Genomic DNA, 13,930 nt, shown 5'->3' with positions numbered 1-13,930 from the left:
AGCCTGAGGTTGTTGATGAGTCTGTTAGCGAGAAGTTTGTTGAGCCTGAGGTTGTTGATGAGTCTGTTAGCGAGAAGTTTGTTGAGCCTGAGGTTGTTGGAAAACAAACTAAAAAAGAATCTATTAAAGAAAAGATTAATTTAGGTTCTGATAATGACAATAATCATGTTGACCATGGCAGTGATGATGTGAAGGATGATTCTGCTGATGATATGGTTGATTTGGGTTCTGATGATGATTATATTTATGTTGATCACAGTAATGATGATGTGAAGGATGATTCTGCTGATGATAGGGTTGATTTGGGTTCTGATGATGATCATGTTCATGTTGACCATGGCAGTGATGATGTGAAGGATGATTTGGAAAATGAAATTAACGATGAATCCGGAAACGTGGCGCAGGAAATTGACCAAAAGCACAGAAGCAAGCCTAGAAACAGTTTTGTCAAATCAATAATTTCAGAAGTTGTCGGTGGTGAAACTCAACTTCAACCTAAAGAGGTTAAAACAGTTAAGGGAGAGTTCATTGACGATGATGCAGAACCTCTGCACAAGCCTGCCCCTCGTGACGAATACGTGGTTGAAGCGGAGATAGTTAACGGTGAGGAAGAATTGAACATCTTCAATGATGACCTGCCTGATTTGAATAATGATGAAAAAATATACTATGGCGATGATGAGGAATTGAATATTTTCAATGACGAGCTGCCTGACTTAAGAAATGATGATTCATCACATGACATTTCACATATTGTCGACGATGCTAAGAAGGATTATCTTGACGATATGTTTGGCGATGAAAAAGTTCGGGATAAAATGCCACAAGAGCCGGTTGCTGAGAAAATCGAATATGATGGCGCTGAAAACATTCAAGCATCTGAAATCATCGATTCAAATAAACCATCTGATAACAAAAACGTTGAAGTAAATGAATCAAACATTCAAGATGATGAAATCGATGACATAGGCGAACAAAAAGTCACTGATGAAGCCATATCAAGCGATGGAGTAACATATTATCAGGGTTCGAATGATGTTACAAGCAAGCTTCGGAAGAACAATTTCTACTATGAGGATGAAAAGCCAAGAACCGTAAAAGATTCCATCAAAGGAATCAAAAAGGACATGAAATACATTAATAAATCATTAAAGGAAATTGAAAATCCAACAAAAATCGATTACGTTTCAGTAGTTGACAGGACTGAGGAATACAATCCTGCAGATTACTTGAACATGCCAAGCGATGATGATTCAGATAAAATCATTGAAAGAGAAGAGGAATTGACCTTCGCTGAAAAAGAAGAGATTAGAATTGAAAAGGAAATGACAATGGATGCTCTTCAAAAAGAAATTGAAAGCGATGAGGAGGTTATTGTCCCTGTTCATGAACAATTCAGAAGGGAAGAGTTAAAAGACCAAGCATTGGAGGACATTATCCTATCCGCAAATGAAGATTATAAGGAAATTGAAAAGGAAAGGCATAAGAAGGACAATCAACTTAAGGCCTTTGACAATCATAAGCTGCCGGGCAAAAATAGGCCTGAAGACAGCATAATAGACTATGTTGAATCAGATGAAATAGGATTGCATTCATCTGATGATCTGTACAACCAACCGATCAGCAAGATATCCGATTCAATCAAGATGGTAGTTGACATTGAAGGTCCGATACATGTCAGTGAAGTAACCAAAAGAATAAAAGACAGCTGCAACATCAAGCGTGCAGGATCTAAACTGAAAAGAACAGTCAACACTGCAATTCAAAATGCAGAACAGGCTGGTCAAATAATTAAAATCGGTGATTTCCTATATGACGCATCAAACAATGATGTTGTCATCAGAAGAAGAAACAAGCCGAACATAGAACTGATTTCAGATGAGGAAATCGCAAAAAGCATCGAGCTGGTGCTGCTGCATAACAATAATGTATCAACCAAGCAGATTGCAAAAGAAACATCAAGAAACTTCGGATTCAAGTCAACATCCAAAAAGACCGCTTCAAGAATCAACGGCGTGCTTGATTTGATGATTGCAAACAATAGGGTCAAGATTGAAAACGATTACGTTGAACTTAAATAATTGAGTATCATGTCAACCAAAGTCACTTCTCCGGATAACCTGCCCAATAAGCCAGGCGTCTACATAATGCGTGATGAAACAGACACCATAATCTATATAGGCAAGGCGAAAAACCTCATTAAAAGAGTTAAATCTTACTTTAGGGAAAAATTGGACAGGCCGAAGACTCAGATATTGATGAGTCACTTCCATAGTCTGGAGTATATAGTAACTAATTCTGAAAAGGAAGCATTGATTCTGGAGGCCACCCTGATTAAAAAGCATCGTCCAAGATATAATGTTCAGCTCAAGGACGATAAGCGTTATCCATATGTAAAAATCACTGATGAGGAGTTTCCAAGACTTGTCATAACACGAAATGTCACCAAGAATGGAGTGTATTTCGGACCATTCACTGATGTGGGTTCCGTCAAACAAACAGTCAAGTTCCTAAAGTCACTGTTTAAAATAAGAACCTGCCGCAATATGAATGGACCCTGCCTGAACGCTCAAATCGACTTGTGCTATGCTCCATGTGACGGCAGAATATCCAAGGAGGAATACTCTGAAATCATAAACAAGATTGACCTTTTCTTCCAGGGCAAGTACTCAACGATAGTCAAAAACCTTAAAAAGGAAATGATGGAAGCTGCCTCTAAGGAGGAATTCGAAAAGGCTGCGGTCATACGTGACCAGATCAATTCCATTGAGGAGATTATGGAAAAGCAGTTCGTTGACCTTGTCGATGACGACCTGGACCAGGATGTGATAGCGATAGCGCCTGGTGAAAATGAGGTTGTGGTCATCATTATGCCGATTAGAAACGGCAAGATAGTTGGGCGTGACGACTTCTTGATGAGCGCATCACAATATGACTCATCATCAGAAATCATGTTTGCATTTATCCAGCAATATTATGGTTACAATCGCCATGTTCCAAAGCAAATATTATTGGATGAGGACATTGACGATAAGGAACTGCTTGAGGACTGGCTAAGCGATTTGAGAGGAAACAAGGTTAAGATTAAGGTTCCTCAAAAGGGTGTTAAGTTAAGGCTGGTCAGAATGGCCAAGAAGAATGCTGAAATAATCAAGCATCAGAAGAAGAAAATGGAGGATGCATTGATTGATCTTAAAAAGTACCTTAAGCTTGAAAAGTTGCCTCGCGTCATTGAAGGATATGATATCAGTAACATTTCAGGCAAGTTTGCCGTCGGGTCAAAAGTGTCCTTCAAGGACGGCAAACCAAATAAGAAAAAATACAAGCATTTCCGTATGGAAACACCTGGTCCGAATGATTTTGCCATGATGGAGGAATTGCTGACTCGCAGGTTGAAAATGGTTGACCGTGATCCTGAACCAGACCTGATAGTCATTGATGGTGGTAAGGGACAATTGGGTATGGCCTGTGGAGTGCTTGAGAAGTTGAACCTGACTCATATACCTATTATTGGATTGGCCAAGGAGTTTGAGGAAATATTCATTCCCAATTCATCTCGTCCGATTATCATTCCTAAAAACAACAAGGCTTTGCATTTGCTTCAGCAAGTCCGTGATGAATCTCATCGTTTCGCAATCACCTATCATCGTAAGCTCCGAAGCAAGAATATTGAAGCTTCTTCACTTGATGATATTGTGGGAATAGGCAAGAAAAGGAAGATTGCCCTTTTGAAAGCTTTTGGTAATGTGGATAATATTAAAAAAGCCTCAGTGGATGATTTGGCTAAAATAGATGGTATGAATCAAAAGAGTGCTCAAAATGTTTTTAATTTTTATCACTGATATTTTACTACTTTTTCCTAAAAAAGCCCTAATTTTCAATTACATTTAAATATAAGAATTATTATAATGTTTTCATAAAGAATTGAAAAGGTTTAATTATTATGGTTAAATGTCCACGGTGTGGGTATGAAAATTCATCCTCAGCCGTATATTGTGATAATTGTGCCTATCGCCTTGCTGATGCCGATGGTAAAAGGATTAAATATACTCGGCGAGAAAGTAGTTGGAATATGGGCTTAGGCAAAAAAATAGTTATTGTATTGGGGATTATTGTTATAGCGTTTTTATTATTCTCATTTGTCTATAACAGTACTCAACCGACTTATCAAGAATCATTAAATGTTGTTACTGATGATGGAAGTCATCACCAAACTTCTTCTTATCCTTATAAAGCTATCATCAAATACGAAGGCAGTTGGGTTGCTGAAATGGGTGATCCTAACTATCTTGTAAGAGAGTCAGGTTACGGTGAAAAATCATTTACACTGGACTGCGCTGCTTGGGATAGGATTTCCGTTGACGTTCAAAAAGAGGATTATGGTGAAGGCGAACTTACAGTGCAGCTTTTAAGAAATGGTGAAGTTGTAGAAGAAAAATCATCCACTAATGTAACCGGTCATGTTATAATAAATTACAATTATTAGAATTGGTTCATTCTGCTTTCCAGTAATTCGATTAACTCATCGGTTTTATAGAGTCTGATTTCCTGTTCATCTTTACCCTTGAAGATTTTGATAAAGTTGATAAGGTCATTGCATAACTGGTCGTATTGGATACTTAGTGTGTTAAAGTTATTCAGTAGTCCGAATGCTTTTTGCTGGTCTAACTTTGGATTGTCTCTTAGAATCCTTTCCATATTGGCAAAATGGGTTTCAATCATAATTTTGTCTTGTTCTAAGGTGTCTAAATATTCCTGAATTTTATTTTCGCTAGCCATTTTTATCACTTGTTTAATTTATATTAAATTTAAACTATAAATAGTTTCAACAATAAAAATTGTTATGATTAAAAAAGGGGCATAAAGAATGATAAAAGTTGAAAATGTAAGTAAAGCTTATGAACTTGACGATGGAACAAAAGTCACTGCACTTAACGACGTTAGTTTTGAGGTTAAGGAAGGTGAAATCATTGGAATCATGGGTAAAAGTGGTTCCGGCAAAACTACACTTTTAAGGGCACTGCGTGGTGTTGAGCACATTGATGAGGGAAGCATCAGTGTCGGTGACGTTAAAGTGACTTCCGAGTCATCCCAGTTCTATTACAATAACCTTAAAAAGGAGACAGCTATACACCTTCAAAGGTCATTTGGCGTATGGCCTGATACAGTGCGTGAAAATGTGCTTCGTAAACTGTATGCCAGAAGATACTTCGATGAGGGTGACACCAACTTTGAAGTTGCTGAAAGCGAATTCGGCGAGGAAGCAGATGAATTGTTGGAGCTTGTCTCATTGACCCATAAGAAAGACCATTACGCATCAGTTTTAAGCGGTGGAGAAAAACAAAGACTTATCATGGCAAGGCAACTTGCCAAACAGCCAAAAGCTTTACTCTTAGATGAACCTGCAACCATGGCATGCCCTAAAACCAAACAAGAAATATTGGATGCGGTTAAAAAGATCAATAAGGAATTGAACATTACAGTTGTTCTCGTTTCACATTTGCCTGATGTTCAAAAGTACCTGGCGGACAGGGTGATTTTACTTGAAGACGGTGAAATCGTCGATGAAGGTTCTGCCGATGAAATCTGTGACAAGTTCATGGAAGGCATGGATGACATAGTTGATATTCAAAACATCGCAACCGATGAGGATGTCGTAGAGGTCAAGGATGTATATAAACGCTTCTACCTGCTGACCGGTGGGGAAGTTCTTCAAATCGAGGACATCAACTTCAAGGTTCAAAAAGAGAATATTTTAAGCATTATAGGACCTAGCGGTGCTGGTAAGACTGTGCTTTTAAGGATGCTTGGAGGATTGGACGACCCTGACAAGGGTGAGGTGCTGTATAAGGTGGATGAGGAATGGGCCGACATTGACATTCCGGGCATGAACCGTATGAAAATCCGTTCAAAATTAGGATTCATGCACCAGGAATTCGCATTGACTCACTATGCAACCGTCCTGAACCAACTGGCAACAAGATTAGGTTACAAGAACCAGGATATCATCAAGGATGCTCAGAAAAGGGCTAAGCAAATAGGGCTCAGCGACGAGCTGTTGGATTCATTTTACCAGTTAACAGACTTGCCTGAAGCCGAAGCCAAGGACCGTCTAAGACAAATAGGTCTGGACGCTGAAATATTGAACGACTTGTTCCCAAGATTCCCTGAAACCGCCACCAAGGAAGCGGTGGCTGACATTTTCGATAGCCTTGACTTGGACATGGACATTCTCTACAGGAAATCCTATGAACTCTCAGGTGGTCAAAAGGTACGTGTCATGCTTGCATTGATTCTGATTTCAAGACCGAAATTCCTGCTTTTAGATGAGCCGTTCGGTGATTTGGACCCTGTCACATTAAGGGATGTCACAAATGCGCTGAAAACCATATCAAAGAATTATGGAATCACTGTAATAATGATTTCACACAACACTGACTTTATCAAGGAACTGTCAAACAGGGCAGTGTTCATGGATGACGGTAAAATAATCGACGACAGCGAAAACATTGATGAAATCGTGGACAATTTCATTGACTTCTGTCATGCGGACTACCTGAAAGGGGATTAGATGATGTTTGACGTTATTGCAGTTCCCGTTGACGGTTCAGATTATGGTTATGAGGCAGCAGACATTGCCATTGAATTGGCGCAGAAATTCAACTCTAAAATCGCAGCGGTTCACGTTTTGGAGGAATTCTCATTCAACAGCTATGCTTCAGAAGAGGATTCCGGTGATGCCATCTTGGCCAAGATCACTAAAAAGGCATCAGACGTTGGCGTTGAGGTAACCGAACATCTGCTTACTGCTGACCCGTTAAGGGATATGAAGTTCATTATCGACCAGACTCGAGCCGATTTGGTTGTCATTCATGCTCATGGGGCAAACAACAATCGTTTTGTATCCTTTGAGGAGAATGAAGTGTCCGACACTCAAATAGGTTCAGTCTCTGAAAGGCTTCTTAGAACTTCCACTGTCCCAGTGTTATTGGTTAAATAATACTTAAAAATTATTTTTTTCTTTTTTTACACGGTTATACTGCTATTTTTTACTAAACTTTTAAATAATATAAAAATCTAATTATTCATAACATAAATTGTTTATATTATAGGAGATATTTTTATGATTGTTAAAGATTGGTGCTCATTCTGCGGAGAATGTGCCGGAGTTTGTCCAAGAAATTTGATACAAGTAAGGGAATACGCATTAGTATTCAACGATGATGACTGTAAGGATTGTGACACCTGCATTAAAGCATGTCCAATTGACGCATTAGAAAAAGAGGAATGATTAATATGATTGAAACTGATGTAATTGTAGTGGGTTCAGGACCTGCAGGATCCAGTGCAGCAAAACACGCTGCATTAGGCGGAGCAAAAGTTATTTTAATGGATAAGAAATCTGAAATAGGTGCACCGAAAAGATGCGCTGAAGGAGTATCCATCCAAGGATTGGAAAAATTAGGAATCGAACCATCCCCAAGATGGGTGACTCAGGAAATCCAAGGAGTAAGATTACAGGCTCCTGATGGAACAGACGTATGGTTAACAAAAGATGAAGTGAAATTGCCGGAAGCAGGATACATTCTTGAAAGAAAAGTGTTCGACAAGCACATGGCAATGGATGCTGCAAGAGCAGGTGCAGAAATCAAAATCAAAACATTAGTCACTGGAATCGAAAAAATCGACAACGGCTACATTGTTGAAACTGAATGCATGGGCGAAAAAATCGACTACAAGTGTAAAATCCTAATCGCTGCTGACGGACCTGAAGGCCACGTCGCAAGATGGGCAGGACTCAGGCCAGCTGCAAAAGCAAAAGAAATGGAATCCGGTGTCCAATACGAAATGTGTAACGTTGAATTCGAAAGACCTGGAGTCATTGAATTCTACTTCGGTTCATGCGCTCCTGGAGGATACGTGTGGATTTTCCCTAAAGGGGATGACATTGCAAACGTCGGTTTAGCAATATTGCCTCACAAGGCTGAAAAAACCGCAAAAGAATACTTAGATGACTTTGTGGCTACCTCCCCATACCTCAAGAACGCACAAGCAGTGGAATTGAACGTCGGTGGGGACCCTGTTGGTGGAATGACCAAAAAACTCTACGATGACAACATCATGGTTGTAGGGGACGCTGCAGGACAAGTAAACCCATTGACCGGTGGAGGAATCATCTCCGGTATGACCGGTGGAATGTGCGCAGGACAAGTGGCTGCTCAAGCTATCAAAGAGGACTGTTCCAAGAAATTCTTAAAACAATATGATAAGATGGCTCATGATGAATTGGACCATGAAATCAAAAGATACAAAAAGGTTCAAGAATACCTACTCACTTTATCCGATGATGAATTGGACAGTATTGCACATGCATTTGAAGATGAAAGCTTTGAGAAAATTTCCACAACTGAAATTGTTAAAAAATTAATTAAAATTTCTCCAAAGGCTTTACTTAAATTAGGTAAATTTATCTAGGTGTTGAAATTGATTCTGGTTACTGGTGGAGCAGGCTATATTGGTTCCCATACCAACAAAGCATTGCATAATGCAGGTTATGACACTGTTGTATTGGATAACCTTTCAAAAGGCTATGAGAACTTTGTTAAATGGGGACACTTGGAAAACTATGACATAGGCAGTAGGGATTTGAGTGAGGTTTTTGAAAAATATGACATTGATGGTGTTATCCACTTCGCAGGATTCATTTCAGTAGCCGAATCTGTAGAAATGCCTCAGAAATACTTGAAGAACAATTATAAAAATACTTTAAATCTCCTTAAAGTAATGCGCGAATACAATGTGGATAAGTTCATATTCTCATCCACTGCAGCAGTATACGGAAACCCTGAGGAAATCCCAATCACTGAGGATTCAAACCTCAAGCCAATCAATCCTTACGGACATTCCAAATGGCTCGTTGAAAAGGCCCTGGAAAGGGAAGCCGCTAAAGGAGACTTCAACTATGTTGCATTAAGATACTTCAATGCTTCAGGCTGTGACTTTGACGGGCAGATTGGGGAATTGCATGAGCCTGAAACCCATTTAATACCATTGATATTGGATGCGGCAATCGGCAAGCGCGATTGCATCTACATTTACGGTGATGACTATGACACTCCCGACGGAACTTGCATTCGTGACTATATTCATGTAAATGACCTTGCAGACGCTCATATCAAGGCATATGAGTACCTGTGCAATGAGCATGAATCCAACGTATTTAACCTGGGCAACGGACTGGGTTTTTCAGTTCGCGAGGTCATTGAAATGTGCAAGAAAGTCACCGGAAGGGACTTTGAGGTTAAGGTGGATGAGCGTCGTGAGGGTGATCCTGCAAGGTTGATAGCTGATTCATCTAAAATACAAAACAAGCTCGGATGGACTCCGCAATATGACCTGGAGCAGATTGTCGAGTCTGCATGGAAGTGGCATCAGAAAATCAATGGAATTTAGGTAATATTCATGAACGCCGAATCTCATGAATCAAAAATTGATGTGCGCATAATTGTCAACGGTTTGGATATTGCTCAGCTTGTCTCAAAGGCTGTCAATAACATCCAGCTTGACAATGACTATAATATAATTGTTTCATCAATCATACCGACAGTGGAGTTAAGCATAGTTAAAAAGGTAGCCACTGGTGCGGATATCCTTCTGATTGGAGGATATGGTCATGATGAAACATACAATATTCTTTTTAATGAATTGAAAACTGATTTTAATCATATTGGACTGTTTGATTATAATAACATTATTGTTGAAGACGAGTCAATCGATTTCAAACTGGCTGAAAAGGAGATTCTTAATTCAATAATAAAGTCAACATTATCTTATTCTTTAAACTTAATCAACATTCACACTTTGGAAAACAAGCTGATGAAAGTTACTCATAACTACAATAATCTGCTTGACGACTACAATCAAATCATCAAGGAACAGGATGTTTTAACTCAGGAAAATAAGGAATTGAGGGAAGACATTAATGAAATCAAGGCTGATTACTCAGCATTCAAGACACGCTATGAGGATGTCTATTCCAAGGATATCCTGGAAATCTTCAGTTTGGAGGAGCTGTGGCAGGACACTTTCCATCAGGAACTGTCTGACGAGGAAAGAATAGTCATCGCCACAGACAAGTTCCGCCCGGAGAATATAATTGTTGGGCAGGGTTTCATAGCGGCGGAGTCAAGGCACAAGGCTGTCGAATGGTTAAACATTGTCCGGACTGCCTTGATATTTGTTGATGACAGCAGCGATGATTTGAGAAAGGAATTGTCCTCAAATGAGGAAAATGTCCCTCCGGAAGTGAATGAGGATTATGAAATATCAAACAATTTTGAAAACTTCTGGGACTGAAACATTAATTATTTTATACTAGTTTAACAAAATTATTATTATACTATTTTAATGGGAGTTATAGTACATGCAAGGTGAAATGGAAGACAAGTGCGGTATTGTTGGAATTCATTCTAAAGACGATTCCAAGGATGTTGCATCATTAATTTATTACTGTTTATATGCTTTACAGCACAGAGGTCAGGAATCAGCAGGAATTGCTAGTTTTAATCCAACAATCGGTTTAAACCATTACTGTGGAATGGGATTGATAACTGATGTTTTTAGCAATGAGAGGATTCAAAGCCTGCCTGGACACATGGCCATAGGTCATGTAAGGTACTCAACCACAGGCCAATCAAAACTTGAAAACTCACAACCGTTCGTAACCGATTTCGGTGACGGATTCATTGCAATGGCTCATAATGGAGATATTGTCAACTCCGGTGAATTAAGACAAGAGCTAATTGACGAAGGATTCTATTTCAAATCCGATTCCGATTCAGAAGTAATCTGCTACATGCTTAAAAAAGAGCATTATGACAATGATAAGAATGTTATAGACTCTATTGAAGCTGTATGTAAAAAACTCGTCGGTTCATATGCATTGACAATACTTGTCGACGGTGAATTGTATGGTGTAAGGGATCCTATGGGAATAAAGCCACTTGCTGTCGCTAAAAGAGACGATGATTTTGTTTTAGCTTCTGAAACCGTAGCGTTTGATGTTATAAATGCAGAATACATCAGGGATATCGTGCCTGGTGAGATCATTTACTTTGAAAATGATGAAATTAACTCTCACATGCTGGAAAGTGCAGGAAAATGCAAGCTTTCACACTGCATGTTTGAATACGTTTACTTTGCAAGGCCTGACAGTACAATCGACGGCATTAACGTTTATGAAACCCGTATGAATATCGGTAAGCAGCTGCATGAACTGTATCCGATTGATGCGGATGTTGTAATTCCAGTGCCGGACTCATCAATCCCGGCAGCGATAGGATACTCAAGAGCTTCCGGAATACCATATGGTGAAGGTTTAATCAAGAACAGGTATGTCGGAAGGACATTCATCATGCCGACCCAAGAGGAAAGGGAACTGGCGGTCAGGCTTAAATTAAATCCAATCAAAAAGGCCATTAAGGGCAAAAAGATTATTTTAATAGATGACAGTATAGTTAGAGGAACCACATCCAAGCAATTGCTGGACCTTGTAAAAGAGGCTGAGCCTGCTGAAATTCACTTCCTGGTCGGTTGTCCACCGGTTATTGCTCCTTGTTATTATGGTGTGGCAATGGCTACCAAGAAAGAGTTGATTGCAGCCAATTACAGCATTGAGGAAATTCAAGAGCAACTCAACATTGACAGTTTAGGATACATTACATTGCCTGCATTGGTTAAGGCTATCGGAATGCCTGAGGAAAACCTGTGCATGGGATGTCTGAACGAGGATTATCCTACTGAAATTCCTGAAGGACTCGAAGCAGAAACTTATTATAAGCCTTAGATATCATGGTTGAACTGTTAGCTCCAGCAGGAAACTTCATATCCTTGCGTGCAGTGTTTGAAAATGGTGCTGATGCGGTTTACTTTGGCCTTGATGATTACAACATGAGGGCCAATGCCAAAAACTTTGGCTTAGATGATTTGAGTGAAGTTTCAAGAATAGCTCAGGAGTATGGGGCTAAAACCTACTTATGCACCAACATCATTTTAAACGAAAGGCTAGCCTGTGAACTCGAATCAAAACTTGAGAAGATTTCCTCATCAGAAATTGACGGGCTAATCTTATCGGACATAGGATTGATAGAGGATACAGTGTCCCATGGCCTTGAGGCGCACATAAGCGTTCAGGAAAACGTAACTAATTCTTTCACTCTCAAAACCCTTAAAAAGTTAGGTGCCAAAAGAGCAATCCTTTCCCGTGAACTGTCATTGCGGGAAATCACTGAAATAACTGAAAAATCACCTATCGAGACTGAAATATTCATCCATGGGGCAATCTGCATGGCCATTTCTGGAAGATGCTTTTTAAGTTACGGATTGTATGGAAGAAGCGCCAACTGCGGTGACTGCCTGCAGCCTTGCCGAAAGAACTGGACATTGACCTATGAGGAAGGTGACGACAATGTCATCAACTTCTCCGATGTTGAGGATGAGTCATTCATCATAACTGCCAGCGATGACGGCAGTTACAGGACCAACTTCTTCTCCCCAAAGGACATGTGCATGATAGAGCACATCCCCGAATTGATGGAGAGCGGTGTTGCATCATTCAAGATAGAGGGTCGTGCCAGAAGCCCTGATTACGGCGCCATGGTCACCGGAATATACCGTGAGGCGATTGATGACTATCAGGCGAATCCTCATGATTATGAAGTTAAAGGTGAATGGATGGATGAGCTGACAAGCGTGTTCAACCGTGGCTTTGACACTAATTTCTACTTCAACACTCCATTCGAGACAAGCGAGGACAATCAATCCAAGTATATTAAAAGGGATATAGGGCAGGTTGTCAATTATTATAATAGGGTTAAGGCTGCTGAAATTAGGATATGGGATGATTTGAAGATAGGAGATAAGATCATCATCCAGGGAAAGACTACAGGTTCCATCACTCACACGATTGATTCCATGCAGATTGAGGGCGAATCGGTTGACAGTGTGGAGAAGGGGTCAAATGTTGCAATAGCAATGCCTTCAAAAGTGCGTGAAAACGATTTTATTTATAAATTGGTTGAGAGGAATAATCATGATTATCAGTGATGAAAAACTTAAAGAAATCTTGGAAGCAAAAAACGATGGTTGCGTATCGGACTCTTTCTGGTGTATCGTCCGCGACAATATGCGCGATGGCAGGTACGCAGATAATGAAGATTTGGTCGTGGACTCGCGTAACTGTGAAGATTGGTACGTTGCCATTGAACTGATGCATTTCGGGTTCAGGGATTTTTTGCTGGTCGGTAAGTACGTAAGCGCGGGTTTCCTGCAGGGTTTGCTGACTAACGGATGCAGCGCGTCTATCACAGGCATTAACAAGCTGCATGTGAAGTGGAACGGCGATATCGTAGATTGCCGGAAGTTGCATGGGTGGTGATATGTATGATTACAGTAATTGATAGTAATACGCGGGATGGGCTGCATTGTACGGCTTACCCGTCCCCGTCCGCGTTAGAATCGTGTGCGATTTGCGCCGACAAGTTCAGGATGGAACAGATGGTAAGCCACGATACCGGCGGAGAATATGAAAGCAGCGATGATGCTAAACGCGGAACAGCTATCCACAAAGCATGTGCGATTTTGTTGAGAGCATTAATTGACAGTACCGTAAACACTGGGTCCGAAAATACGAAAAGGGTACTGTCCACGAAGTACATTGATATTTTGAGCAAAATTGCAGGTTGGGATAACAGCTACTACGATTTAGCGTTCAAAAGCGCGCAGAAGGTTTATGAAGAACTGCTGCGGATGGAACGGAAGCATGGAAGCGTGACCGTGTATATCGAAACGTTAGTAGATTTAGGTAACTATCTTAATGGTTACTACGGTACTGCGGACGTTGTTGCGGTTGCGGGCGACACGGTGGAGTTCT

General features: G+C 40.2%; 14 protein-coding genes. 13 read left to right on the top strand and 1 reads right to left on the bottom strand.

The genetic code is table 11. From position 1 onward, the window contains the following. The 3 genes from QZU77_RS08590 to QZU77_RS08580 form a co-directional block, all read left to right on the top strand. Nucleotides 1–2,081 (top strand): DUF3320 domain-containing protein (locus tag QZU77_RS08590; protein WP_295603116.1); only part of this gene is annotated, 2,081 nt, incomplete at its 5' end. 9 nt (nt 2,082–2,090) lie between these two features. Further along, on the top strand, nt 2,091–3,842 hold the full coding sequence (gene uvrC / locus QZU77_RS08585; RefSeq protein ID WP_295603114.1) for an excinuclease ABC subunit UvrC: 1,752 nt from the start codon (nt 2,091–2,093) through the stop codon (nt 3,840–3,842). Nucleotides 3,843–4,072: 230 nt separating this feature from the next. After that, the gene (locus QZU77_RS08580) at nt 4,073–4,486 is read left to right on the top strand and encodes a hypothetical protein (RefSeq protein ID WP_295603112.1); all 414 of its coding nucleotides are present in this window, start codon (nt 4,073–4,075) and stop codon (nt 4,484–4,486) included. Here QZU77_RS08580 and QZU77_RS08575 read toward each other — a convergent pair. Then, entirely contained in the window at nt 4,483–4,779 is a 297-nt protein-coding gene (locus QZU77_RS08575; protein ID WP_295603110.1) for a hypothetical protein, read from the bottom strand. The two genes, QZU77_RS08580 and QZU77_RS08575, sit on opposite strands and share 4 nt — an antisense overlap. Nucleotides 4,780–4,867: 88 nt before the next feature. Here QZU77_RS08575 and QZU77_RS08570 point away from each other — a divergent pair, with 88 nt between their 5' ends. The 10 genes from QZU77_RS08570 to QZU77_RS08525 form a co-directional block, all read left to right on the top strand. Then, nucleotides 4,868–6,571: an ATP-binding cassette domain-containing protein gene (locus QZU77_RS08570; RefSeq protein ID WP_295603108.1), complete on the top strand. Its 1,704-nt coding sequence runs from the start codon at nt 4,868–4,870 to the stop codon at nt 6,569–6,571. A 3-nt stretch (nt 6,572–6,574) separates the two neighbouring features. After that, a complete protein-coding gene (locus QZU77_RS08565) occupies nt 6,575–7,000 on the top strand; it encodes a universal stress protein (RefSeq protein ID WP_366208872.1) in 426 nt (141 codons plus the stop codon). 123 nt (nt 7,001–7,123) lie between these two features. Next, on the top strand, nt 7,124–7,291 hold the full coding sequence (locus QZU77_RS08560) for a 4Fe-4S binding protein (protein WP_292740002.1): 168 nt from the start codon (nt 7,124–7,126) through the stop codon (nt 7,289–7,291). Nucleotides 7,292–7,296: 5 nt separating this feature from the next. After that, the gene (locus tag QZU77_RS08555; protein WP_295603103.1) at nt 7,297–8,475 is read left to right on the top strand and encodes an NAD(P)/FAD-dependent oxidoreductase; all 1,179 of its coding nucleotides are present in this window, start codon (nt 7,297–7,299) and stop codon (nt 8,473–8,475) included. Nucleotides 8,476–8,484: 9 nt separating this feature from the next. Beyond that, on the top strand, nt 8,485–9,453 hold the full coding sequence (galE, locus tag QZU77_RS08550; RefSeq protein ID WP_295603101.1) for a UDP-glucose 4-epimerase GalE: 969 nt from the start codon (nt 8,485–8,487) through the stop codon (nt 9,451–9,453). A 9-nt stretch (nt 9,454–9,462) separates the two neighbouring features. Then, a complete protein-coding gene (locus QZU77_RS08545; RefSeq protein ID WP_295603099.1) occupies nt 9,463–10,356 on the top strand; it encodes a hypothetical protein in 894 nt (297 codons plus the stop codon). Nucleotides 10,357–10,423: 67 nt separating this feature from the next. Further along, on the top strand, nt 10,424–11,845 hold the full coding sequence (gene purF, locus QZU77_RS08540) for an amidophosphoribosyltransferase (RefSeq protein ID WP_295603097.1): 1,422 nt from the start codon (nt 10,424–10,426) through the stop codon (nt 11,843–11,845). Nucleotides 11,846–11,850: 5 nt separating this feature from the next. Next, nucleotides 11,851–13,104, top strand: coding sequence for a peptidase U32 family protein (locus tag QZU77_RS08535; RefSeq protein ID WP_295603095.1), 1,254 nt, complete (start codon nt 11,851–11,853; stop codon nt 13,102–13,104). Beyond that, on the top strand, nt 13,091–13,435 hold the full coding sequence (locus QZU77_RS08530) for a hypothetical protein (protein ID WP_295603093.1): 345 nt from the start codon (nt 13,091–13,093) through the stop codon (nt 13,433–13,435). The genes QZU77_RS08535 and QZU77_RS08530 overlap by 14 nt, the downstream gene beginning before the upstream one ends. 5 nt (nt 13,436–13,440) lie before the next feature. Beyond that, nucleotides 13,441–13,930 (top strand): DUF2800 domain-containing protein (locus QZU77_RS08525; protein ID WP_295603091.1); only part of this gene is annotated, 490 nt, incomplete at its 3' end.

Source organism: uncultured Methanobrevibacter sp. (assembly GCF_902774605.1).
GTDB lineage: Archaea > Methanobacteriota > Methanobacteria > Methanobacteriales > Methanobacteriaceae > Methanocatella.
The sequence above is the reverse complement of the archived record's forward strand: the minus strand, read 5'-3'. Positions and strand labels throughout refer to the sequence as shown.